The organism is Pseudomonas sp. WC2 (assembly GCF_050586545.1).
Lineage (GTDB): Bacteria > Pseudomonadota > Gammaproteobacteria > Pseudomonadales > Pseudomonadaceae > Aquipseudomonas.
In genome coordinates this window covers 136,280-160,691 of record NZ_JBOBDR010000006.1, presented here as the reverse complement: position 1 = coordinate 160,691, position 24,412 = coordinate 136,280, and the positions used below count along the sequence as shown (strand labels likewise).

The window sequence follows — 24,412 nt, the reverse complement described above, 5'->3', positions numbered from 1 at the left end:
AATTCACCATGCGGAGAGCGGCCGGAAAATGTAGCGGATTCGCCGCTGAAATACACCTGTTCAATCGCCAATCTCCGGACGAAAAAAAGCCGCTGTGCGCATCACGCACAGCGGCCATTGTTCCTGCGTCAATTGCGTATTCTGGCTTACGCCGTCAACGAATAAATCAACGCCGAAATCGCCACCAGACCTACGGCAGTGACAAACACGTTCGACGCCTGACCACGATAACGCGCCATCGCCGGCACTTTACGGATCGCGTACATCGGCATCAGGAACAGGATCGCCGCGATGACCGGGCCACCGATGGTTTCGATCATGCCGAGGATGCTCGGGTTCAGGGTCGCGACGATCCAGCACACCACCAGCATGAACGCGGCAACGATGCGGTCCAGTGCTTTGGCGCTCGGACGCTTGCCGCTCTTGACGATCAAACCTTTGAGGCCTTCGCTGGCACCAATGTAGTGGCCGAGGAACGACTTGGAGATCGCCACGAATGCAATCAACGGCGCAGCGAACGCAATGGTCGGATTGCTGAAGTGGTTGGCCAGGTACGACAGGATCGACAGGTTCTGCGCTTTCGCTTCAGCCAGTTGCTCAGGCGACAGGGTCAACACGCAGCTGAAGACGAAGAACAGCACCATCAGCACCATCAACGCGTGGGCGCGGGACAAGATCTGCGAGCTGCGCTCTTCGGCATGCACGCCGTAACGACGTTTCTGGTCCACGGCGAACGCCGAGATGATCGGCGAATGGTTGAACGAGAACACCATTACCGGGATGGCCAGCCACAGCGTGTGCAGCAAGGCCGACGGTGCCGGCACGTGCGAAGCAGTGGCGAGGATGCCGCCGTTCCAGTGCGGGATCAGGTAGACCGCCAAAAACAGCAGCGCGACGATGAACGGATAGACCATCAGGCTCATGGCCTTGACGATTGCCTGCTCGCCGCAACGCACGACGGCCAGCAAACCGAGAATCAGCACGAACGACAACAGGGCGCGCGGTGGCGGCGTGATGTGCAGTTGGTGTTCGAGGAAACTCGCGACCGTGTTGGTCAGGCCAACGCTGTAGATCAGCAGGATCGGAAAGATCGCGAAGAAGTACAGCAATGTGATCAGCGCGCCGGCCTTGATGCCGAAATGCTGCTCGACCACCTCGGTGATGTCGGCGCCTTCGCGACCGGACAATACAAAGCGGGTCAGGCCCCGGTGCGCGTAGAACGTCATCGGGAACGCCAGCAGCGCGAGGATCACCAGTGGCCAGAAACCACCGAGTCCTGCGTTGATCGGCAAAAACAGGGTGCCGGCGCCGATGGCCGTCCCAAACAGTCCCAACATCCAGGTGGTGTCCTGGCGATTCCAGCTCGACAGCTCGGCTGGTGCTGCTGCGTCAAAGCGCTGGTCGACGCTTTTGGCCTGATCATTCATCCGGTCGGATCTCCGCATTCCGGTCACTTGCCACTCGGTCAGGACGCGTCGGAAAAAACCGACAGACATGCTCCGGCCGAAACAGGGGCGCGATTCTCCGCGATAAATCAACAGAAGCAAAGACTTAGCTGAGGAATGGTTGTGCGGAGCAGATTAACGGGTTGTCGTTTTCGGGAAAATGCCTGTCGTCAATGAGCAAGTGACATGTCGTTTTCTGAAAGGTATCTGCGCCGAATCTTGTCGAGATAAACAGATCAGATCGATCTACCCAACAAGAATCCAAGTGACCAGCAAAAGATTCCAAACGCTAGCGTCGCCCAGACCGGGAACATATCGCCCTTGTTTTTAATGCGTACTCTTTCAGCCCACTCATCGTGTTCCCGCTCCATTTCTTCCATTCTGGCTTTGCGATCATAGGTACTCATGTTGATTTCCTTTCTGGGTCATGGTCTGAAAGCAGTAAAATGCGAATAATCACAGCTTGAAGAAAACGCCTGCTATTGCAGTGACTGCTGTCGCTACTCCCGCTAATACTGCGAGCGGATAAAAACTCGTCTCTCTATTCAGCTTTTTTTCTTCCGCCAGAAGCTTCTGTCTTTCAGCCACCAGCTTCCTTGACTCGTTCTCCAGCCTTTCCAGCTCCAGATATTCGCGGTTGTTCTTGAGCATTCGCCTTCCTTGGCTGCTGGCAATCGCTGACGGGCAGCTTAGTGCCCTTATGATTTCGTACTCATCGATTGCCCGATAGCAGATCAATCCGCCAAATTTGTAGGCAAAATCCGCGAATTTCGTAGGTCGCCTCAGACAGCGAAATACTTTCATTCTGGCCGGCATGATCTAGCGTGAGATAAGCCCCCTACCCCACGGAGCCTGCCCATGCCACTTGTCCGCGTCGACATCCAGCAAAACCCCGACCCCAGCTTCGCCAAGCGCGTCGGCGAACATATTTATGCCGCGCTGCGCAGCTGCATCGATGTGCCCGAGCACGACAATTTCCAGATCCTCGCCGAGCATGACGCCCGACACTTCGTCTACGACCCGCAATACCTTGGAATCCAGCGCACCGACGGGATGGTGTTCATTCAGATCACCATCAGCGAAGGACGCACGGTAGAAAAGAAACAGCTGCTGTTCAAAACCATCGCCGAGAGCCTGCACACGCATCTGGCGGTGCGGCTGGAAGACGTGTTCATCAATCTGGTGGAAGTCAAAAAAGAAAACTGGTCGTTCGGCAACGGCATCGCTCAGTACGTGACCTGAGACGCCGCTACACTGCTTGAAGCGGGACTGCGGCCAGCATTGCCAAACCGCTCTGGAATCAGCACTCTGACACGACTTTCGCGACCGAACCGCCATTGATCTCAGGAGCCGCGCAATGCCCGCCACCGTTCTGGTACTGGTTGAAACCATCAATGACTATTTGCCGATTCTCGAACATCAGGGCTTTCACCTGATTCTGGCGCCGACGCCGGCAGAACGTGCGCAAGCCATCGCCACCCACGGCAGTCGCATCGATGCGGTGTTGACCCGCGGCCCGCTGGGCCTGACCGCCGCCGAAATAGCTGCGCTGCCGGCGCTGCGGATCATCACCGTGATCGGTGCCGGTTATGAGCAGGTCGATCTGCAAGCCGCCAGTGATCGCGGAATTACCGTGACCAATGGCGCCGGGGTCAACGCCTCTTCCGTGGCTGACCATGCCATGGCGATGTTGCTGGCTCTGGTCCGTGACATTCCGCGTTGCGATGCGGCGGTCAGACGCGGTGAATGGCCGAAAATCATGCGTCCGTCGCTGGCCGGCAAACGCTTGGGAATTCTGGGTTTGGGTGCGGTAGGCCTGGCGATCGCGAAACGTGCCAACCTCGGTTTCGACATGTCGGTCAGCTACCACAGCCGTCAGGTGCGCAACGAAGTGCCGTACACCTTCTGTTCGACGCCGACCGAACTGGCACGGGCCTCGGACTTTCTGATCGTGGCCACGCCCGGCGGCATCGGCACTCAACATCTGGTCACGCGGGCGGTGCTGGATGCGCTCGGGCCGAACGGGTTCATCGTCAACATTGCCCGCGCCAGTGTGATCGCTACGGCGGATCTGATCAGCGCGCTGGAACAACGGCGAATTGCCGGCGCCGCCCTGGACGTATTCGACCATGAGCCGCAAGTGCCGGATGCTCTGAAATCCCTCAGCAACGTACTGCTCACGCCCCACGTGGCCGGTCTCTCACCGGAAGCTACCCAGGGCACGGTGGAATTGGTGGGGAAAAACCTCGTGGCATTCTTCTCCGGGCAGCCGGTGCTAACCCCGATCGCGCTGCCGCCAAGGCACAGTAACCAGCGGGTGCACTGAGCTGCGATCGCTTTAACCCAAGGGCTCGATCTGCTTATTCGGAACGCTGATTATCCGGCAACACGCTAACCTATAAGACCTGTCCGCGCTTGTGAGCAATCGGGCGCGCCATTAGATTAGCCAATGATGTCTGGCCTCCAAAATAAGCAGAAGGGATAAGCATGGCGCTTACTGACCAGTCCACCCGTATCCGCTCGGGCGAAGAACTCGATGCCAGCCTGATCGACCCGTACCTCAAGGCGCACATTCCGGGCCTCAACGGCACACCACAGATCAGTCAGTTTCCGGGCGGTGCGTCGAACCTGACTTATCTTCTGGAATACCCGGATCAGGAATTCGTCCTGCGCCGTCCGCCGTTCGGCCACAAGGCCAAATCCGCCCACGACATGGGCCGCGAATTTCGCATTCTCAATCAGTTGCGCGACGGTTTCCCCTATTGCCCGAAAGCCTACGTGCACTGCACCGACGAATCAGTGATCGGCGCCGAGTTCTACGTGATGGAACGGGTCAACGGGATCATCCTGCGTTCTGAGTTGCCGCCGGAACTGGGTCTGGATTCAGCGAAAACCGAAGCGCTGTGCAAAAGCTTTATCGACCGCTTCGTCGAGTTGCACCGTGTCGATTACAACGCCTGCGGCCTCGGCGATCTCGGCAAGCCGGAAGGCTACGTCGCGCGCCAGATCAAAGGCTGGAGCGAACGCTACGAAAAAGCCCTGACCCCGGACGCGCCGCACTGGGAAGCAGTGAAAGTCTGGCTCAACGACAAGATGCCCGCCGACCACCCGACCTCAAGCATCGTCCACAACGACTACCGCTTCGACAACGTTATCCTCGACCCGCACAACCCGATGCAGATCATCGGTGTGCTCGACTGGGAACTGACCACCCTCGGCGATCCGCTGATGGACTTGGGCAACACCCTCGCCTACTGGATTCAGGCGGATGACCCTGCGCCGGTGCAATTGATGCGCCGCCAGCCGAGCCACTCGCCAGGCATGCTCACGCGCCGCGAGTTCGTCGATTACTACGCCGAGCGCTCGGGCATCCAGATCGACAATTTCGATTTCTACTACACCTACGGCCTGTTCCGCCTGGCCGGCATCGTGCAGCAGATCTACTACCGCTTCTACCATGGCCAGACCCAGGACAAACGCTTCGCGCAGTTCATTCACATGAACAAACTGCTCGAGCAGATGAGCCTGCAAGTCATTTCGAAATCGAGCCTCTGACGGCCCACACTCAGGAACCCTTATGTCCAAGACTCAGTTGTTCGACCTCGACGGCAAAATCGCATTCGTCTCCGGCGCCAGCCGTGGCATCGGTGAAGCCATTGCCAAACTGTTGGCCCAGCAAGGCGCCCACGTCATTGTTTCCAGCCGCAAACTCGACGGCTGCCAACACGTTGCCGACGCGATCATCGCCGCAGGCGGCAAGGCCACTGCGGTCGCGTGCCACATCGGTGAGATGGAGCAGATTGCCCAAGTGTTCGCCGGAATCAAGGAACAGTTCGGCCGCCTCGACATTCTGGTCAACAATGCCGCGACCAACCCGCAGTTCTGCAACGTCCTCGACACCGATCTCGGCGCGTTCCAGAAAACCGTCGACGTGAACATTCGCGGCTACTTCTTCATGTCGGTTGAAGCCGGCAAGCTGATGCGCGAAAACGGTGGCGGCAGCATCATCAACGTTGCCTCGATCAACGGCATTTCGCCGGGGATTTTCCAGGGCATCTACTCGGTGACCAAGGCCGCCGTGATCAACATGACCAAGGTCTTCGCCAAGGAATGCGCGCAGTTCGGCATCCGTTGCAATGCCCTGCTGCCGGGCCTGACCGACACCAAATTTGCCTCGGCGCTGGTGAAAAACGATGCGATTCTCAAGCAGGCACTGACCCAGATCCCGCTCAAGCGCGTGGCGGATCCGAGCGAAATGGCTGGCGCGGTGTTGTACCTGGCCAGTGACGCATCGAGCTACACCACCGGCGTTGCGCTGAATGTGGATGGCGGGTTCCTGTCCTGATTCCCATTGCTGACACACACCCACCCTGTGGGAGCAAGCCTGCTCGCGAAGGCTTCATCTCAGTCAACATTATCGGTGACTGATACACCGCATTCGCGAGCAAGCTCGCTCCCACAGGAGGTCAGCACAATCCGCTCAATCCGGGACTAACGCCCCGCCGGCGCTATTGCGTGACGCAACGGGTGGTGGTGATGTGGCGAGTGACCTGCCCGTCGACATACATATCACCGGCAACCTCTGTGTTTTCGAGGACTTGGCAAGTACGTTCCGGCGGTGGCGGTGGTGCAACAGGTGGAGGTGGCGGCGGACTGGCACAGCCCGCCAGCAAAGCAACGAAAAAAGCCAACGGCAACACGCGTTTCCCAGGATTGTTCATAGGACGACCCGCGGTAAATGAAAGAGCCACTCCCGCGACCGAACCGACCACGGAAGACCTGACCACTCATTCTTTATAGTCGACAGGCTCGCATGTGCCAGTAAAGCGAGGTATTGGCAGTTGATGGCTGTCGATTTTGCGTTGGGATGCAAGAGGATTTGCAGATTGAAACAAGTAGGGCCAGACAGGCAGTCTTCGCGAGCAGACGGGCTCCCACAGTGGAAGTGCAAGCAGTCTGCTGGAGATTGGTCGACCCGTAGGCCGCCAAGATCTAAACCAGATCAGGATCCCGCGAAGACCGCAAAGAATTACTCTCCAGCTCATACCGCAACTCTTCAATCAACGCCTCTACCGACTCCGGCGTTCGCAGCGCATCCAGCTTCAGCCCACTGATCACCAGATCCACCTGCCCGGAGACGGGGTGAAAAAGCTTCACGGTCATGGAATGGTCACCATCCACCAGACACTCACACGCCAGCGGCGAAAAACTACGCTCAAGCTGCACGCGCAACTGCGCAAGATTCATCATTACGGCTGTCCTTCAGCAACTTCAAGGGGACACGATCACAAGCGCAAACAGGCTCGTATCGCACCCCACAAGACTAAGAACAGTGCCGCTGCACCAATACCTGCATTTGCACCACCTGAACTAGTGCATTTGCACCTCAGCGCTGACCCTTGCCGACTGAGTCTCCGGAAAACAAACCACGCTCCCGCGCCCAGACAATCGCCTCACTCCGGCTGTGCACATCCAGCTTGGAATACACCGTCGCCACATGATTGCGCACCGTATTCAGCGCCAGTTTCAGGCGAGCGGCGATCTCCTTGTCGGCCAGTCCTTCGCAGATCAGGCCGAGCACATCGCGCTCGCGCGCCGTCAGGTCGGTGAACGACACGCTCGGCAGTTGCGGCGAGTTGACCTTCTTCACGTTAGCCAGTTTTTCGATCAGCGTACGGCTGAACCATGAAGCATCTTTCATCACCTCTTCAATCGCCGCCACCAGCTCAAGCTCGGTGCGCTTGCGTTCAGTGATGTCCATCAGCACCAGTAGATAACACGGTATGTCCTGAATGTTGACGGTGTCGGCGGACAACGCGCACTCGAGCACATCGCCGTCCTTCTTGCGCACTTGCACGTCAACCCGGTCGACGCGCCCGCTGTTTCCCAAGGCCGTCAGTAACCGCGCACGGGCGCCTTTGTCGCTGATGAAGTCGAGCTGCGTCACGTTTTTGCCGAGCACCTCGTCGCTGTCGTAGGCCAGGGTTTCGAGGAACGCCTGATTCACATCGATCACTTCCTGCCCGTCGGCGCTGCAGATCAGGATCGGCACCGGCGTCAGGCGGAAGGCCTTGGCGAAACGCTCTTCACTCTGGCGCAACGCGAGTTCAGCCTTGTGCCGCAGGTCGATGTCGACGAACGAGAACAGCATGCAAGACTCGTCGTTGAGCTGCAGCGGCTGACCGGCGACGATCACCTGTTTGCTGCCACCATCGGGCAAGCGCAGTTCCGCCTGCATCTGCGGAATGGTCGCCACGTCGCGCAGACGCTGAATGGCCAAATCCTTTTTCTCGGCGTGCTCATAGATGTCGATTTCATAGGCCGAGGTGCCGATCACCTGCTCGCGGCTGTAGCCGGTCATTTCCAGAAACCCCGGGTTGACCTTGATATAGCGCAGATCGCTGAGACGACAGATCACAGCCGGTGCCGGGTTGGCGTTGAAGGTTTTCTCGAAACGCTGCTCGGCGTTGGCCCAATCGGTGACGTCGCTCATGATCAGCACCAGCGACTCGGGCTGACCTTCGCGATCGGTGAGGATCATGCTGCGCACGCTGTGGACCCAGACCCGCTCGGGGTCATCGACGGCGAACAGTTCGATCAGGACGTCGTTGAACATTTCGCAACGCGCGACCCGGCTGATCGGGTAGTTTTCCGCCGCCAGCGCGTGATTATTGCGGTAGCGCAGGCTGAAGCGTTGCGCGTACTCGGCAGCGTTATGGCCCAGCTCACCGATCCGGCTGACACCGTGCATGGCCAGCGCGGCTTCGTTGGCCCAGAGGATGCTCTGATCGAGCTCCAGCAGGATCACCCCGTCGGACAACCCGGCGATGATCTGCTGCAACTGGCGGCGATTGGTTTCGGTGGTCAGGACTTCCTGGCTCATTGGATCTCCACAAGTGATGCGCCATGTGAAGAGTACGACCGCACGGGTTGGTGATCGTGCCGAGCCAATATTTGCGGACACCCAGAGCCCCTGTAGGAGTGAGCCTGCTCGCGATAGCGGCGTATCAGTAAGAGTTGATGTGGCTGAGAGACTGCTATCGCGAGCAGGCTCACTCCTACAGGGGATTGTGTCTATTCGCGACTTCCGGGTTTGTCGGCTAAGGTTAATCCCTCATCGGACTGAGCCCCTGCCAGCAAAACCGGGCTCTTGATCAAGGAGAGACTGATGGCGTCGCGTCGCAACATCGAACAGACCTATCGCACCTGGTCCAGCCCCATTCTGCTGGAGCTGAAAAAGCGCGAACACCAAATGGCGCCGTTTGAGCGTCAGGCGTTGGAGAATGTGTTGGTGGAGAGGCGGTTGCTGGATGTGGGCAATCCGCAGGGCAATGACCGGCGCACAAGTGCCGCAAGCAAAAATGACCGCCCCGGTTGATCACTTCATTTAACTGAATAAACAAAACCCTGTGGGAGCGAGCCTGCTCGCGAGGGCGGTGTGTCAATCACTCATGTGTTAACTGAAACAACGCTTTCGCGAGCAGGCTCGCTCCCACAGTTGCAGGCTGCGATCTGTTGATGTTTATGCGGCGGCTTTACCAGATGCCACCGCCGCCGAAGCCGCGAGCATCGCCCGCAACAACACCGCGCACCCGGCCGCCAGATCATCCGGCGCGGCGTTTTCGATTTCGTTGTGGCTGATCCCGCCTTCACACGGCACGAAAATCATCCCGGCAGGGCCAAGTTCGGCAAGAAAAATCGCGTCGTGGCCGGCGCCGCTGACGATGTCCATGTGCGATAACCCCAACCCTTTCGCTGCACCACGCACCGCTTCCACGCAGCCTTTTTCGAAATACAGCGGTGGGAAGTCGGCCGTCGGCGTTAGCTCATAGGTCAGGCCATGTTCTTCGCAAGTGGCTTCGATGACATGTTTGACCTCGGCGATCATCGAATCCAGCCGCGCCGGTTCCAGATGCCGGAAGTCCAGAGTCATGCGCACTTCGCCGGGGATGACGTTGCGCGAGCCGGGGTAGGCTTGCAGGCAGCCGACGGTGCCGCAGGCGTGGGGTTGATGGCCGAGAGCGGCGCGGTTGACAGCGCCGACGATGACCGAGGCGCCGACCAATGCGTCTTTGCGCAGGTGCATCGGGGTCGGGCCGGCGTGCGCCTCGACGCCGCGCAGTTTGAGGTCGAACCACTTCTGCCCCAGCGCGCCGAGCACCACGCCGATGGTTTTCTGTTCGTCTTCGAGGATCGGACCTTGTTCGATGTGCGCTTCGAAGTAGGCGCCGACCTGGTGTCCGCTGACCTTGCGCGGGCCGGCGTAGCCGATCGCATTCAACGCTTCGCCCACTGTCACGCCGTCGGCATCGACTTTGGCCAAGGTTTCTTCGAGGGTGAATTTCTCGGCGAACACGCCGGAGCCCATCATGCATGGCGCGAAGCGTGAGCCTTCTTCGTTGGTCCAGACCACCACTTCCAACGGTGCTTCGGTTTCCACTTTCAGGTCGTTGAGGGTGCGCAGGACTTCAACGCCGGCGAGCACGCCGAAGCAGCCGTCGAATTTGCCGCCGGTGGGTTGGGTGTCGATGTGGCTGCCGGTCATGACCGGCGGCAGGTCGGGATTGCGCCCCGGGCGTCGGGCGAAGATATTGCCGACGGCATCGACCGTGACGCTGCACCCGGCGTCCTTGCACCATTGCACGAACAGGTCGCGGGCCTGGCGGTCGAGGTCGGTCAGGGCCAGTCGACAGACGCCGCCCTTGACCGTGGCGCCGAGCTTGGCCAGCTCCATGAGCGAGGCCCACAGGCGATCGCGGTTGATGTGCTGATGGGTCGATTGCAGAACGTCTACGGCTGCGTTCATGGGGATCTCCTCAGTGTTGATGCCGATAGTTCCCACGCTCTGCGTGGGAACTCATCCATGGACGCTCTGCGTCCGCTGTTGGGACGCAGAGCGTCCCGGACTGCATTCCCACGCAGAGCGTGGGAACGATCATGAGTTACACCGCTGATTTCACGGCAGAAGGCTGCGCACGCATCACGCACAACCCGTAATAAATAATCCCGCCCAACGCCGAGCCGGTGAACCAGCCGTAGCTGTAAAACCAGCTGAACGCATCGCTACCGAGCGACAACAACGTCAGCACCACCGGCACACCAAAGGCGAGAAACCCGGCCCGGTTCCACGCCGGATAAACGTCATCGCGGTACAACCCGGCCAGGTCCAGTTGCTGTTTCTTGATCAGGAAATAGTCCACCACCATGATCCCGGCAATCGGCCCGAGCAGGCTCGAATAGCCCAGCAGCCAATTGGAATAAACCGTCTCCAGACTGACATCGGAGACAATCAAACCAAGCTTTTTCAGCAGCTCATGGCCCATCAGCAACAGCCCGACCAACCCGGTCAGCAACACCGCTTTGGTGCGGTTGATCACCTTGGGCGCGATGTTCTGGAAGTCATTGGTGGGCGAGACAATGTTCGCCGCCGTGTTGGTCGACAACGTGGCGATGATGATCAGCGCCATGGCCACCGCAACCCACACCGGGCTCTGGATATGACCGATCAGCGTCACCGGATCAGACACGGTTACGCCGACCAGTTTCACTGACGCCGCCGTCATGATCACGCCCAGCGACGCGAACAAAAACATGGTCAGCGGCAGGCCGAAAATCTGCCCGAGGATTTGATCTTTCTGGCTCTTGGCGTAACGACTGAAGTCCGGAATGTTCAGCGACAACGTCGCCCAGAATCCCACCATCGCTGTCAGGCCGGCGGCGAAGTAACTCACCACACTGGCGCCTTCCGGACGTTTCGGCGGGATCGCCAGCAGTTCGGTCATCGAGACATTGGGCATCGCCCACACCAGCAAGCCGATGCCGACCGCCACCAGCAACGGCGCGGACAAGGTTTCCAGCCACTTGATCGACTCGGCGCCGCGAATCACCACCCACAGGTTCAGCGCCCAGAAAATCATGAAGCCGATCACTTCGCCGGTGCCACCGAGGGATTTCCAGCCGTCGAAAATCGAGCCGAGAAACAGGTGAATCGCCAGACCGCCAAACATTGTCTGGATACCGAACCAGCCACACGCGACCAACGCGCGAATCAGACACGGAACGTTGGAGCCGAGAATCCCGAACGAGGAACGCAGCAACACCGGAAACGGGATGCCGTACTTGGTGCCGGGAAAGGCGTTAAGCGTCAGCGGAATCAACACGATGATGTTGGCGAACAGAATCGCCAGCAGCGCTTCACCGACGCTCAAGCCGAAGTACGCCGTCAGCACGCCACCGAGGGTGTAGGTCGGCACGCAGATCGACATGCCGACCCACAGCGCGGTGATGTGCCATTTGTTCCAGGTTCGTTCGCGCACCTTGGTCGGTGCCATGTCGTGGTTGTAACGGGGACTGTCGAGGACGTCGCTGCCGGCTTCGAGTTCGAACAAGCCGTCGCGCTCGGTCACTTGCGATCTGTTCTGTTGCATGGCCGCTCCACTGTTCTTCTGATTATTTTTTTGCTCATCAGGCGGCTTGCACACAGAGTGCGAGCCGGACGATGGCCGGAGGAACTGACAACTTTCGTACACCGGCCACGTTGTCAGCGGCGGCATCAATAAACGTGCCGGGTGCCGCGCTTGCGCATCGGGCCGAGGGTTAAACGCTTTGCAACTTTCTGATATTCATCAATTTTAATTATTCACCGGTTGAGTTCGCGGAAACTTGTCTGGGTGCTCAGGCTAAACACTTGGCAAGTTGTCCGAACAGACAGGACTCAAACTGGTGCACGATATTTATTTTCATTGTGAGCGCGCCGCCGCAGCTCAACTTCAAGCGGCTGATTTCACATAGGAAATCTTGCTCATATTTCCATCCTGTCAAGTGCGTCAAAATGGTGAACAGCCTCACCATTTTGGTGATTATGACTTTTTATCGTTATTTTTCATGCACTTAAAACAGCCATAAGCTTATAAAAAATAATCTTGATCTATTGCAAATCTGCGACTAGTTTCTATTCCTGACAGCGCTGACAGGAATACACCTTGCCACGCTGTACATCACTAAAACATCTAGAACCGGCACAAGTCGGTCATGCCTGCGAGGAACTCGGAATGTCTCTGTTGATCCGTGGCGCCACCGTTGTTACCCATGATGAAAGTTATCGCGCCGACGTCTATTGCACCGACGGCGTGATCAAAGCCATCGGTGAAAACCTTGATATTCCCGCCGGCGCCGAAGTGCTCGACGGCAGCGGCCAATATCTGATGCCCGGCGGCATCGATCCGCACACCCACATGCAACTGCCGTTCATGGGCACCGTTGCCAGTGAGGACTTTTACAGCGGCACAGCGGCTGGTTTGGCCGGTGGCACCACGTCGATCATCGACTTCGTCATTCCCAATCCACAGCAGTCATTGATGGAAGCGTTTCATCAGTGGCGCGGCTGGGCGGAAAAATCCGCATCCGACTATGGCTTCCATGTCGCAATCACCTGGTGGAGCGAGCAGGTGCGTGAGGAAATGGCCGAACTGGTCAGCCATCACGGCATCAACAGCTTCAAGCATTTCATGGCCTACAAGAACGCGATCATGGCTGCCGACGACACGCTGGTGGCGAGTTTCGAGCGCTGTCTAGAGCTCGGCGCGGTGCCGACCGTGCACGCGGAAAACGGCGAATTGGTGTATCACCTGCAACGCAAGTTGATGGCCCAGGGCATCACCGGGCCGGAGGCGCATCCGTTGTCGCGTCCTTCGCAGGTTGAAGGGGAAGCGGCGAGCCGAGCGATTCGTATCGCTGAAACCATTGGCACGCCGTTGTATCTGGTGCACGTCTCGACCAAGGAAGCCCTCGACGAAATCACCTATGCGCGCAGCAAGGGTCAGCCGGTTTACGGCGAAGTGCTGGCCGGACATTTGCTGCTCGACGATAGCGTCTACCAACACCCGGACTGGCAGACTGCTGCGGGTTACGTGATGAGCCCGCCGTTCCGTCCGCGCGGTCATCAAGAGGCGCTGTGGCACGGGCTGCAGAACGGTAATTTGCACACCACTGCGACGGATCATTGCTGCTTCTGCGCCGAGCAAAAAGCGGCGGGTCGTGATGACTTCAGCAAAATCCCTAACGGCACGGCGGGTATCGAAGATCGCATGGCGGTGCTTTGGGATGAGGGCGTTAATTCCGGGCGTTTGTCGATGCAGGATTTCGTCGCCCTCACCTCCACCAACACCGCGAAGATCTTCAACCTCTATCCGCGCAAAGGCGCGATCCGTGTCGGTGCCGATGCCGATCTGGTGCTGTGGGACCCGCAAGGGACACGGACCATCTCCGCCAAGACCCACCATCAGCAGGTGGATTTCAACATCTTCGAAGGCAAGACCGTGCGCGGCGTGCCGAGCCATACCGTCAGCCAGGGCCGCGTGGTCTGGGCCGATGGCGATCTGCGTGCTGAGCGCGGGGCCGGGCGGTACATCGAACGGCCGGCGTATCCGGCGGTGTTTGATTTGCTGAGCAAGCGGGCTGAGCAACATAAGCCAGTTGCTGTGAAACGCTGATATCGAGGCCTTCGGCCTCATAAATGATCGTTCCCACGCTCTGCGTGGGAATGCAGCCCGTGACGCTCCGCGTCACTGGACGCAGAGCGTCCCTAGAGGCATTCCCACGCAGAGCGTGGGAACGATCAAAAATCCACTGCCCATCAGAGGCAGAGAACCTCAATAACCGTGAGGCAAAAAACCGTGATCGAGACCCTGAACCATCTCCCCCACCCGCACGAGAGCGCGGCCGCCCTCGCTGGGCATTTCACTGATCTGGCGCCACCGCTCAACGATCGCCAGGCGCATCTGGAAGCCTCGCGCTGCCTGTATTGCTACGACGCGCCTTGCGTGAATGCTTGCCCTAGCGAGATCGACATCCCCTCATTCATCCGCAATATCCACCAGGACAATGTGACCGGTGCCGCGCAGAAAATCCTCTCGGCGAACATCCTCGGCGGCAGTTGCGCGCGGGTGTGTCCGACTGAAATTCTTTGCCAGCAAGCCTGCGTGCGCAACAACGCCCACGAATGTGCGCCAGTGCTGATCGGCCTCCTGCAACGCTACGCCGTCGATAACGCCCATTTTGCTGAACACCCCTTCCAACGCGCCGCCGCCACCGGCAAACGCATTGCCGTGGTCGGTGCCGGTCCGGCCGGTTTGTCCTGCGCGCATCGCAGCGCCATGCACGGTCACGACGTGGTGATTTTCGAAGCGCGGGAGAAGGCTGGCGGCCTCAATGAATACGGGATCGCCAAGTACAAACTGGTCGACGACTATGCACAGAAGGAACTGGATTTTCTTCTGCAAATCGGTGGCATCGAAATTCGTCATGGGCAGAAACTCGGCGACAACCTGACGCTGAGTGAACTGCATCAACAGTTCGACGCGGTGTTCCTCGGTCTCGGCCTCAACGCGAGCAAACAACTCGGTTTGGCCCACGAAGATGCCCCGGGCCTGCTCGCCGCCACCGATTACATTCGCGAACTGCGCCAGGCCGATGACCTCACGCAACTGCCGCTGGCCGAGCGCTGCATCGTCCTCGGCGCCGGCAACACGGCGATCGACATGGCCGTGCAAATGGCCCGCCTCGGCGCCCGCGATGTGAATCTGGTGTATCGCCGAGGTGCCGCCGACATGGGCGCCACCGGCCATGAACAAGACATTGCCAAAGCCAATCAGGTGCGCCTGCTGACCTGGGCGCAACCGGAAGAAGTGCTGCTCGACGATCACGGCCACGTGCGCGGCATGCGTTTCGCTCGCACCGATCTGGTCGACGGTCGCCTGCAAACCACCGGAGAAACCTTCGAACTGGCCGCCGATGCGATCTTCAAAGCCATCGGCCAAGCCTTCGACAACGGCGCCCTCGCCGACCCGTTGGCCCGCGAACTCAAGCGTCAGGGCGAACGCATTCAGGTCGACGAAAATCTGCGCACCAGCATCCCCGGCGTGTATGCCGGCGGCGATTGCACCAGCCTCGATCAAGACCTCACCGTGCAAGCCGTGCAGCACGGCAAACGCGCCGCCGAGGCGATCAACGTTCAACTGATGCTCAACGTGGAGGCTGCATAAATGGCCGATCTGTCGATAGTCTTCGCTGGCATCAAAGCGCCGAATCCGTTCTGGCTGGCTTCCGCGCCGCCAACCGACAAAGCCTACAACGTCGTCCGCGCCTTTGAAGCGGGCTGGGGCGGTGTGGTCTGGAAAACCCTCGGCGAGGACCCGGCGGCGGTCAACGTGTCGTCGCGTTACTCGGCGCACTACGGCAACAACCGCGAAGTGCTGGGCATCAACAACATCGAGCTGATCACCGACCGCTCGCTGGAAATCAACCTGCGCGAAATCACTCAGGTGAAGAAGGACTGGCCGGATCGTGCGCTGATCGTTTCGCTGATGGTGCCGTGCGTCGAAGAGTCGTGGAAACACATTCTGCCGCTGGTCGAAGCGACCGGCGCTGACGGCATCGAATTGAATTTCGGTTGCCCCCACGGCATGCCCGAACGCGGCATGGGCGCGGCGGTCGGTCAGGTGCCGGAGTACGTCGAGCAGGTCACGCGCTGGTGCAAGACTTATTGCTCGCTGCCGGTGATCGTCAAACTGACGCCGAACATTACCGACATTCGTGTGGCTGCCCGGGCGGCGTATCGCGGTGGCGCGGATGCGGTGTCGCTGATCAATACGATCAACTCGATCACCAGCGTCGATCTGGAGCACATGGTCGCCCTGCCCACCGTCGGCAGCAAAAGCACCCACGGCGGTTATTGCGGCTCGGCGGTGAAGCCGATTGCGCTGAACATGGTTGCCGAGATTGCCCGCGATCCAGAAACCCAAGGCCTGCCGATCTGCGGGATTGGCGGCATCGGCAGTTGGCGCGACGCGGCGGAGTTCATGGCGCTGGGCAGCGGCGCGGTGCAGGTGTGCACGGCGGCGATGCTGCATGGTTTCAGGATTGTCGAGGAGATGAAGGACGGGCTGTCGCGGTGGATGGACAGTCAGGGTTACGCCAACATCAGTGAGTTTTCCGGGCGTGCGGTGAGTAATACCACCGACTGGAAGTACCTCGATATCAACTATCAGGTGATCGCGAAGATTGATCAGGCGGCGTGCATTGGCTGCGGGCGCTGCCACATTGCTTGCGAGGACACTTCACACCAAGCGATTGGCAGTCTGAAGCAGGCGGACGGCACGCATAAATATGAAGTGATCGATGACGAGTGTGTGGGCTGTAATTTGTGCCAGATCACTTGTCCGGTGGCGGACTGCATCGAGATGGTGCCGATGGAAACGGGCAAGCCGTTTCTGGACTGGAATCATGATCCGAGGAATCCCTACCATGTTGCTGTCTGATTGATCGTTCCCACGCTCTGCGTGGGAATGCAGCCCGGGACGCTCTGCGTCCCATTGGAACGCGGAGCGTCCCTTGAGGCATTCCCACGCAGAGCGTGGGAACGATCAGGGAAAAGACTTAGGGTTCCAACCCAATCCCGCGCAAGATCACACTCGTCACCGTCTGCACCGCCCGCTCGAACTGCATGTCCGACAGCGGCTGATGCTCGTTGAGAATATTCACCTGATGATCAAAGTCGGCATAGTGCTGCGTCGACGCCCAGATCATGTACAGCAGGCTCGAAGGCTCCACCGGCAGAATCCGCTTGTCCTCGACCCACTGACGAATCTTCGCTTCCTTCATCTTCGCCCAGTCGTACAGGCTGACATCCAGCGCTTCGCCCAGCGTCGGCGCGCCGTGGATGATTTCGTTGGCCCAGACTTTCGAACCATACGGGCGACTGCGCGAGTGGTTCATCTTGGCGCGGATGTAGCTGCTCAGCACCACGCGCGGGTCGTCGAACATCTCGAAGCACAGCGCATCCTGCTTCCACACTTCCAGCAAGTCGAACAGCACCGCGCTGTACAGCTCGCTCTTGGTTGAAAAGTAGTAATGCAGATTGGAACGCGGCAGCTGCACCTCGGCCGCGATGTCGGCCATGGCGGTGCCACCGAAGCCTTTTTCGGCGAAGACTTTCTCCGCCGCCAAGAGGATTTTCTCGACGTTACTGCGACGAATCTCGATCTTGTGATTGCCCATGTGGGCTCCCTGACACCAACGTTGCTCAAGACTAGCATCCGCTCTGGTGCGCGGGCGAACGCTGTAAACAAAACTTCGTACTGAGGCGAGCGGATGGCTAAACTGACGTTTTTCGATCCTGCCTCAGAGGTATCCGCGATGCTGCTCAAGAACGTCCTGACCACCACTGCCCTGCTCGCCTCGCTGTTCGCCGCATCTTGCGTATTCGCCCACGCCCACCTGAAAAGCCAGACCCCGGCCGCCGACAGCACTGTCGCGGCACCGGCTGATTTGCGCCTGACCTTCTCCGAAGGCGTCGAGGCCACGTTCACTAAAGTCACCGTAACCAAGGATGGCGCAGCAATCGCGATCAAGCCGCTGACCACCGAAGACGACAAGAAAACCCTGATCATCACCCCCGCCGCACCGCTGAGCGCCGGCGAATACAAAGTCGAATGGCACGCGGTATCGGTCGACACGCACAAAAGCGAAGGCGCCTATCAGTTCAAGGTTGGCCAGTAATTCATGAGTGAAGCGCTGGTGCTGTGCCGCTTTGTGCATTTCATCGTGGTGTTGATGCTGTTCGGGGCCTGGCTGTTCAGGCCGTTGCTGCTCAAGGATGAAGCGCTGCAAGTGGACCGGCACCTGGCGCGACTGGCGCGTTGGCTGACCGCGATTGCGCTGGTCAGTGGGGTCGTCTGGGCGCTCTTGATTACCGCGAGCATGGCCGGTTCGACTGCGGCGGCATTTGATCCGGACACGATTGCGCTGGTGCTGGGCAAGACGTTTTTCGGTCAGGTCTGGCGCTGGCACTTGTTGATCAACGCGGTGTTGTTGGCGTTGTTGTTTACCCCGTGGCGATCAAGCCTGCCGTTGCGGCTGGGCTTGAGCGGCTTGCTGCTGGCGACGCTGGCACCGGTCGGGCACGGGGCGATGCTCGATGGTTTGAGCGGGCAACTGCTGATTCTCAACCAGATCGTTCATCTGACCTGCGTGGCCGCGTGGCTCGGCGGGTTGTTGTTGCTGGTGATGATTTTGCGCCAGCCCACGGAACCGGTGTCGAGGGTGCTGCGGCGCTTCAGTGGCGTCGGTTATGCGCTGGTCGCAGGGCTGCTGATCACCGGATTGATCAACGTGCGCGTGCTGACCGGCCAGTGGTGGCCGACGCCGCTGTTCAGCGGGTTTGCGTTGATTCTGTTGATCAAGGCGCTGATCGTGCTGGGGATGCTTGGCTTGGCGTTGTTCAACCGCTTGCGGATCGATGATTGCGAAAAGCGGATGGCCGCGCTCAGGCGCAGTGTGATGCTTGAATGGTTACTCGGGATTGGCGCCGTCGCCGCCGTTTCACTGCTCGGCACCCTGCCCCCGATGATCACAGGATAAACACCGCTCCCACAGGGTTATGCATTGAGTCAGTGAGGTTGCGTGTTGCCCGCGGCGGTGTCGATGCTGACCACCACCGACATCCCCGGCCGCAACCGTTCCTCTTCCTGCTGATCCGGATCAATGGTGATCCGCACCGGCACCCGCTGGGCGATTTTGACGAAGTTGCCGGTGGCGTTATCCGCCTGCAACAGAGCAAATTCCGACCCGGTCCCCGGCGAAATATGCTGCACGTGCCCGGTGAATTTGCGGTGGTTCAACGCATCGACGGTGAAGCGCACCGGTTGCCCGACGCGCACGTTGTCCATCTGCGTTTCCTTCATGTTGGCGATTACCCATTTCTGGTTCGGCACCAACGCCATCAACTGCGCCCCGGAGTTGACGTAGGCGCCAAGACGCACGCCGATCTGCCCGAGCTGGCCGTCGCGGGGCGCGACGATGCGCGTATTCGACAGGTCGATCCGCGCCAGTTGCACCGCCGCTTCGGCGCTGGCCACCGCCGCTTCCAGCGAGCCGCGATTGACGATCACCGTTTGCAGATCCTGGCGGGCGATTTCCAGATTGGCCTTCGCCTGCGCGACGGCTGCAACGCTTTGCGCATTGGCCGCCAACGCCACGTCCATCTCGCGTTTCGACACCGAACCGTCGCGCACCAACTCTTTGTTGCGGCGCAGATCCGCCTCGCTTTTGCGCAACTGCGCTTCGCTGTCGGCCTGCACCGCTTGACGCAACTTGATGGTTGCTTCGGCGCTGTTGCGTTGCTGCACGACGTTGGCCAATGCGGCTTTCTGCACCGCCAGTTGCGCCAGCGATTGATCGAGGCGTTGCTGATAGATACGGTCGTCAAGGCGCACCAGCAAATCACCGGCCTTCACGTACTGGAAATCCTGCACCGGCACTTCAAAAACATAACCGGCGAGCTGCGGACCGATGATCGTCACCTGCCCGCGTACCAGCGCGTTTTCAGTGGTTTCGACCGCGCTGCTGAACGGCGGCAGTTGCCATGCATACAAGACGATCAACACGCCGACGATGGCAATCGCGGCAAAGCCCAGCGACGAAATAATCCGCACCCGCAGCGAGCGCGGCTCGGTGTTCGGCGATGACGGCGGCGCGACACCTTCAGGCGTGGCGGCAATGGCATGGGTGGTTGTGGTGGTCGGTTCGGTCATGAAGAAATGGCACCGCTCGAAGGTGTGGATGGCGCAGGGGCGACGGCTTTGGTGGTGCTCATCAGCCACAGCGCACGAATGGACAGCCAGATCATGGTCAGCACCGCAATCACGGCGATCAGCATGAACACGTCGTTATAGGCCAGCACGTTGGCCTCGCGGGTCGCGGCGTTGGACAGGCTGCGAATACCCGCGAGGTTGCGCAGGCTCGGGTCGGCCAGCAACGGGCCGTACGCCGAGCCGCCGCTCTGCACGCGCGCAGCCACCAAAGGGTCAGACAGCGTCAGGTGTTCAACGATGTGGCTGGAATGAAATTTTTCCCGGACGATCTGGAAGGTGCCCAGAAGCGCTGCGCCCAGCAGGCCGCCGAGGTTATTGCAGATCCCGAACAGCACGGAAAAACTCACCAGATTGCGCGGATTGGTCAGCACGTTGCGCGTGCCGAGGACCATGGTCGGACCGAGGAAAAACGTGCTGCCGAAGGCCAACAGGAATTGACTGAAATACAGATTTTCCGGGCGGGTCAGGTTATTCGAATAACTGTCCATGACCGACCCGGTGGCCATCAGGCCCAACGAGATGATCAATGGCATCAGCAGGTGTTTGGGGTCGATCGTCAGTGCGCTGGTCAACAACCCCGCGACGCTGCCAAACAGCATCACCACGTACAGGCTGTGCAACTGCTCATAGCCCATGTTCAGGTTCTGCATGAAACCCACCGCCCCGGTGGACTGCTCCGAGGTGACCATGCGAATCAGGGTTACCGCCAGCGCCAGGCGGATCATCGTTCCGCTGCCCAGCCAACGGGTCATCAACATCGGGTTGCTGCGGTTATGTTCGATGGCCAGGCCGGCGAGAATCAGCGCGATGGACGACGCCAGGGCAACGCCTATCCAGTCCGCCTCCAGCCACCAGTCAATTCGCCCCAGCGACAGCACCGCGCACAATAGAGCGACGCCTGTGGCGAGAATCGCGAAGGTCAGGAAATCGAGTTTTTCGAAGGTTTTGAAGCGGTCGCCGGGCGGCAGCTTGAGCATCAACACGCAACCGAGCGACAGCAAGGCCATGCCCAATTCGAACAGGTACAAGCCGCGCCATTCGGCGATTTGCAGCAAGTCTTCGGAAAACAAGCGCGCCAGCGGCAGGGCCAGTTGCGAGGTGCCGAGACCGAGCACCAGCGCCTTCATCCGCCACTTCGCCGGGAACGCCTGGACCATGTAATACAGGCCCAGAGAGCTGAGCGCCGCGCCGACCATGCCGTGCGCCGCACGCACTGCCACCGCCGAGTTCAGGTCGTTGACGAACAAATGGCCGAAGGTCACCAGCGCATACAACACCAGGAACACTTCGGTGAACGCGCGCAGACCGAACTGCTGACGAAACTTCACCAACAGCAGGTTCATCGACACGTTGGTCATCACGTACGCCGCCGGCAGCCAGGCCATTTCCGCCGTGGTCGCGCCGAGGGCGCCTTGCAGATACGTCAGGTTGGCGACCACCAGCGAATTGCCCAAACCACCGGTCAACGCCACCAGCAAACCGACCAACGCATACGCCAGGCGCTTGGGGGTGGAGTGCAGCGGCGTCGAGGGAGAACCGGGCAGACTGGGCTTCTCGTGCGGCTGCCAGTGGCGAGGGGCGTATTGATCCATTGAAAGGCCTTGGGCGGAAGGTGGTTAAGTTTGCCGTAAATTCATTGCCAAAACACGTTTCCCCTGTGGGAGCGAGCCTGCTCGCGAATGCGCTGTGTCAGTCGACAACATCAGCGGATGAAAGTCCGCATTCGCGAGCAGGCTCGCTCCCACAAGGGTTCCGTGGAGTGGCAGGCAGTCATCGTATAACTTGTTGTTGACATTCCCGGAGAACGTAGGAAATATCCGCAACCATGTTGTACGACGACGTATAACAAATAATAAAAACAACAAACGTAACAGGGAGCGTCACAGTGAGCACACTCGTCTGCAATTCCGTCCGCCCTTCCCGTCTTTCCATCACCCGCCCGCGTACCGCCTTAAGCCTGATCGGCTGCAGCAGCCTGGCCCTCGTCATGCCGATGAGCGCCGAGGCCGAAGGTTTTCTTGAAGACAGCAAAGCCACGCTGAACCTGCGCAATGCCTACTTCAACCGCAACTTCGTCAACCCGGCCAACCCGCAGGGCAAGGCTGAAGAATGGACACAAAACTTCATCCTCGACGCGAAATCCGGCTTCACCCAAGGCACCGTCGGCTTCGGCCTCGATGTGCTGGGCATGTATTCGCAAAAGCTCGATGGCGGCAAAGGCTCGGGCGGTACGCAGTTGTTGCCGATCCACGATGACGGCCGCCCGGCGGACAACTTCGGCCGCCTCGGCGTGGCGCTGAAAGCCAAGGTGTCGAAGACTGAATTGAAGGTCGGCGAATGGATGCCGGTGCTGCCGATCCTGCGTTCCGACGATGGCCGCTCCCTGCCGCAGACCTTTCGCGGCGGCCAGATCACGTCCACCGAGATCAATGGCCTGACCGTCTACGGCGGCCAGTTTCGCGGCAACAGCCCGCGTAACGACGCGAGCATGGAAGACATGTCGATGAACGGCCGCGGTGCGTTCACTTCGGACCGCTTCAACTTCGGCGGCGGCGAATACAGCTTCAACGACAAGCGCACCTTGGTCGGCGTGTGGTACGCCGAACTCAGCGATATCTACCAACAGCAGTATTTCAACCTCAGCCATAGCCAGCCGTTGGGCGACTGGACCCTGGGCGCCAACCTCGGGTTCTTCACCGGCAAGGAAGACGGCAGCGCCCAGGCCGGCGACCTCGACAACAAGACCGCGTTCGCCATGCTCTCGGCCAAATACGGCGGCAACACGTTCTATGTCGGCCTGCAAAAACTCAGCGGCGACGATGCGTGGATGCGGGTCAACGGCACCAGCGGCGGCACCCTCGCCAACGACAGTTACAACGCCAGTTATGACAACGCCAAAGAGCGCTCCTGGCAGTTGCGCCACGACTACAACTTCGTCGCCCTCGGCATCCCCGGGTTGACCATGATGAACCGCTACATCAGCGGCGATAACGTGCACACCGGGACCATCACCGATGGCAAGGAATGGGGCCGCGAATCTGAGTTGGCCTACACCGTGCAGAGCGGACCGCTGAAAAACCTCAACGTGAAATGGCGCAACGCGACGATGCGTCGGGACTTCAGCACCAATGAGTTTGACGAGAACCGGCTCTTTATCAGTTATCCGATTTCGTTGTTGTAAGTTCCCGAGCTGTCGCAAATCCCCCTCTGGGAGCGAGCCTGCTCGCGAAGGCGGCGTGTCAGTCGACATCAATTGTTAATGACACACCGCTTTCGCGAGCAGGCTCGCTCCCACAGGGAACCGCATTGCAAGTTCAGGATTGGAGTACCGACCGAAAAGAGCATCGGCCCATCCGTCATTTACACCAAAAGTCGCGTTGACAAGTTCCGGAAACCCTACCGATACTTCAGCGCAGTCATACGACAACCTACAACAAACCTAATAACAAACGTGTAAGGGATTGCCATGACGTCTACTTCTATTCCCCGCGCCCCGTTCAACCGTCTGCTGCTGACCGGCGCTGCCGGTGGTCTGGGCAAAGTTCTGCGCGAACGCCTGCGTCCTTACGCCAATGTGCTGCGCCTGTCCGACATCGCCGCCCTCTCGCCAGTCGTCGATGACCGTGAAGAAATCGTCCTCTGCGATCTGGCCGACAAACACGCCGTGCATCAACTGGTCGAAGGCGTCGACGCGATTCTGCACTTTGGCGGCGTCTCCGTTGAGCGACCGTTCGAAGAGATCCTCGGTGCCAACATCTGCGGCGTTTTCCACATCTATGAAGCGGCGCGCCGGCATGGCGTAAAGCGAGTGATCTTCGCCAGTTCCAACCACGTCATCGGCTTCTACAAACAGGACGAACCGCTCGACGCCAGTTCCGCCCGACGCCCTGACGGCTACTACGGATTGTCGAAGTCCTACGGCGAAGACATGGCCAGTTTTTACTTCGATCGCTACGGAATCGAGACCGTCAGCATCCGCATCGGCTCTTCGTTTCCCGAACCGCAAAACCGTCGAATGATGCACACCTGGCTGAGCTTCGACGACCTCACCCAATTGCTCGAACATTCGTTGTACACGCCCAACGTTGGCCACACCGTGGTGTATGGCATGTCCGACAACAAGGACGTCTGGTGGGACAACCGCTTCGCCAGCCACCTCGGTTTTGAAGCGAAGGACAGCTCCGAAGTGTTCCGCGAAAAAGTCGAAGCGCAGCCGATGCCCGCCGCCGATGACCCGGCGCGGATCTATCAGGGCGGCGCGTTCGTTGCGGCCGGACCGTTCGGCGACTGATCACTCTGACAACGACACAAGGGATT

22 protein-coding genes and 1 pseudogene are annotated in these 24,412 nt (G+C 59.4%); 13 read left to right on the top strand and 10 right to left on the bottom strand.

The genetic code is table 11. From position 1 onward, the window contains the following. Window positions 1-146: 146 nt before the first annotated feature. From ACQ4OE_RS09515 to ACQ4OE_RS09505, 3 genes are all read right to left on the bottom strand, one after another. The gene (locus tag ACQ4OE_RS09515; protein WP_122594156.1) at window positions 147-1,427 is read right to left on the bottom strand and encodes an HAAAP family serine/threonine permease; all 1,281 of its coding nucleotides are present in this window, start codon (window positions 1,425-1,427) and stop codon (window positions 147-149) included. A 254-nt stretch (window positions 1,428-1,681) separates the two neighbouring features. Beyond that, window positions 1,682-1,852 carry a hypothetical protein gene (locus ACQ4OE_RS09510; RefSeq protein ID WP_163005230.1) on the bottom strand — a complete coding sequence of 57 codons (171 nt, stop codon included), beginning with the start codon at window positions 1,850-1,852 and terminating at the stop codon, window positions 1,682-1,684. 49 nt (window positions 1,853-1,901) lie between these two features. Next, the gene (locus ACQ4OE_RS09505) at window positions 1,902-2,096 is read right to left on the bottom strand and encodes a hypothetical protein (protein WP_122594155.1); all 195 of its coding nucleotides are present in this window, start codon (window positions 2,094-2,096) and stop codon (window positions 1,902-1,904) included. A gap of 207 nt (window positions 2,097-2,303) precedes the next feature. Here ACQ4OE_RS09505 and ACQ4OE_RS09500 point away from each other — a divergent pair, with 207 nt between their 5' ends. The 5 genes and pseudogenes from ACQ4OE_RS09500 to ACQ4OE_RS09480 form a co-directional block, all read left to right on the top strand. Then, window positions 2,304-2,687, top strand: coding sequence for a tautomerase family protein (locus ACQ4OE_RS09500; protein ID WP_430946476.1), 384 nt, complete (start codon window positions 2,304-2,306; stop codon window positions 2,685-2,687). Between the two features lie 115 nt (window positions 2,688-2,802). Continuing rightward, entirely contained in the window at window positions 2,803-3,771 is a 969-nt protein-coding gene (locus ACQ4OE_RS09495; RefSeq protein ID WP_430946475.1) for a 2-hydroxyacid dehydrogenase, read from the top strand. A 161-nt stretch (window positions 3,772-3,932) separates the two neighbouring features. Then, window positions 3,933-5,000, top strand: coding sequence for a phosphotransferase family protein (locus ACQ4OE_RS09490; protein WP_430946474.1), 1,068 nt, complete (start codon window positions 3,933-3,935; stop codon window positions 4,998-5,000). Window positions 5,001-5,022: 22 nt separating this feature from the next. Then, on the top strand, window positions 5,023-5,790 hold the full coding sequence (locus ACQ4OE_RS09485) for an SDR family oxidoreductase (RefSeq protein ID WP_007911074.1): 768 nt from the start codon (window positions 5,023-5,025) through the stop codon (window positions 5,788-5,790). Between the two features lie 6 nt (window positions 5,791-5,796). Next, window positions 5,797-5,907: pseudogene (locus ACQ4OE_RS09480) on the top strand (metal ABC transporter ATP-binding protein); the annotation flags it as partial. Window positions 5,908-6,437: 530 nt separating this feature from the next. Here ACQ4OE_RS09480 and ACQ4OE_RS09475 read toward each other — a convergent pair. Continuing rightward, window positions 6,438-6,695 (bottom strand): DUF1652 domain-containing protein, encoded by a 258-nt coding sequence (locus ACQ4OE_RS09475; protein WP_122590110.1) that lies wholly within the window; start codon window positions 6,693-6,695, stop codon window positions 6,438-6,440. 136 nt (window positions 6,696-6,831) lie between these two features. Beyond that, window positions 6,832-8,328 (bottom strand): helix-turn-helix transcriptional regulator, encoded by a 1,497-nt coding sequence (locus tag ACQ4OE_RS09470; RefSeq protein WP_430946473.1) that lies wholly within the window; start codon window positions 8,326-8,328, stop codon window positions 6,832-6,834. A 285-nt stretch (window positions 8,329-8,613) separates the two neighbouring features. Here ACQ4OE_RS09470 and ACQ4OE_RS09465 point away from each other — a divergent pair, with 285 nt between their 5' ends. Next, window positions 8,614-8,823 carry a hypothetical protein gene (locus ACQ4OE_RS09465; protein WP_122590113.1) on the top strand — a complete coding sequence of 70 codons (210 nt, stop codon included), beginning with the start codon at window positions 8,614-8,616 and terminating at the stop codon, window positions 8,821-8,823. A 144-nt stretch (window positions 8,824-8,967) separates the two neighbouring features. Here ACQ4OE_RS09465 and ACQ4OE_RS09460 read toward each other — a convergent pair whose 3' ends face one another. Together ACQ4OE_RS09460 and ACQ4OE_RS09455 are read right to left on the bottom strand one after the other, a co-directional pair. Continuing rightward, window positions 8,968-10,251 (bottom strand): Zn-dependent hydrolase, encoded by a 1,284-nt coding sequence (locus ACQ4OE_RS09460; RefSeq protein WP_430946472.1) that lies wholly within the window; start codon window positions 10,249-10,251, stop codon window positions 8,968-8,970. 136 nt (window positions 10,252-10,387) lie between these two features. Further along, a complete protein-coding gene (locus ACQ4OE_RS09455) occupies window positions 10,388-11,872 on the bottom strand; it encodes an NCS1 family nucleobase:cation symporter-1 (RefSeq protein ID WP_122590117.1) in 1,485 nt (494 codons plus the stop codon). Window positions 11,873-12,496: 624 nt separating this feature from the next. Between ACQ4OE_RS09455 and hydA the strand changes: the two genes are divergently transcribed. The 3 genes from hydA to preA all read left to right on the top strand — a co-directional run bounded on the left by hydA (window position 12,497) and on the right by preA (window position 16,762). Next, window positions 12,497-13,936, top strand: coding sequence for a dihydropyrimidinase (hydA, locus tag ACQ4OE_RS09450; protein WP_430946471.1), 1,440 nt, complete (start codon window positions 12,497-12,499; stop codon window positions 13,934-13,936). A 183-nt stretch (window positions 13,937-14,119) separates the two neighbouring features. Continuing rightward, window positions 14,120-15,487: an NAD(P)-dependent oxidoreductase gene (locus ACQ4OE_RS09445; RefSeq protein ID WP_430946470.1), complete on the top strand. Its 1,368-nt coding sequence runs from the start codon at window positions 14,120-14,122 to the stop codon at window positions 15,485-15,487. Then, entirely contained in the window at window positions 15,488-16,762 is a 1,275-nt protein-coding gene (gene preA / locus ACQ4OE_RS09440) for an NAD-dependent dihydropyrimidine dehydrogenase subunit PreA (protein WP_430946469.1), read from the top strand. A gap of 118 nt (window positions 16,763-16,880) precedes the next feature. Here preA and ACQ4OE_RS09435 read toward each other — a convergent pair whose 3' ends face one another. Then, on the bottom strand, window positions 16,881-17,501 hold the full coding sequence (locus tag ACQ4OE_RS09435; RefSeq protein ID WP_038365564.1) for a TetR/AcrR family transcriptional regulator: 621 nt from the start codon (window positions 17,499-17,501) through the stop codon (window positions 16,881-16,883). A 138-nt stretch (window positions 17,502-17,639) separates the two neighbouring features. Here ACQ4OE_RS09435 and copC point away from each other — a divergent pair, with 138 nt between their 5' ends. Together copC and copD are read left to right on the top strand one after the other, a co-directional pair. Next, a complete protein-coding gene (copC, locus tag ACQ4OE_RS09430) occupies window positions 17,640-18,002 on the top strand; it encodes a copper homeostasis periplasmic binding protein CopC (RefSeq protein ID WP_430946559.1) in 363 nt (120 codons plus the stop codon). Between the two features lie 3 nt (window positions 18,003-18,005). Further along, window positions 18,006-18,863: a copper homeostasis membrane protein CopD gene (copD, locus tag ACQ4OE_RS09425; protein ID WP_430946468.1), complete on the top strand. Its 858-nt coding sequence runs from the start codon at window positions 18,006-18,008 to the stop codon at window positions 18,861-18,863. Between the two features lie 29 nt (window positions 18,864-18,892). Here the strand turns inward: copD and ACQ4OE_RS09420 are convergent, their stop codons facing one another. Both ACQ4OE_RS09420 and ACQ4OE_RS09415 read right to left on the bottom strand, forming a co-directional pair. Continuing rightward, window positions 18,893-20,035, bottom strand: a complete 1,143-nt coding sequence (locus ACQ4OE_RS09420; protein WP_122590125.1) for an HlyD family secretion protein — start codon at window positions 20,033-20,035, stop codon at window positions 18,893-18,895. Then, complete coding sequence (locus tag ACQ4OE_RS09415; protein ID WP_430946467.1) at window positions 20,032-21,687, bottom strand: MFS transporter; 1,656 nt, start codon at window positions 21,685-21,687, stop codon at window positions 20,032-20,034. Before ACQ4OE_RS09415 ends, ACQ4OE_RS09420 begins: the two co-directional genes overlap by 4 nt. A 293-nt stretch (window positions 21,688-21,980) precedes the next feature. Here ACQ4OE_RS09415 and ACQ4OE_RS09410 point away from each other — a divergent pair, with 293 nt between their 5' ends. Beyond that, window positions 21,981-23,276: an OprD family porin gene (locus ACQ4OE_RS09410; protein WP_430946466.1), complete on the top strand. Its 1,296-nt coding sequence runs from the start codon at window positions 21,981-21,983 to the stop codon at window positions 23,274-23,276. 285 nt (window positions 23,277-23,561) lie between these two features. Further along, window positions 23,562-24,386: an NAD-dependent epimerase/dehydratase family protein gene (locus ACQ4OE_RS09405; RefSeq protein WP_122590133.1), complete on the top strand. Its 825-nt coding sequence runs from the start codon at window positions 23,562-23,564 to the stop codon at window positions 24,384-24,386. Window positions 24,387-24,412 lie beyond the last annotated feature (26 nt).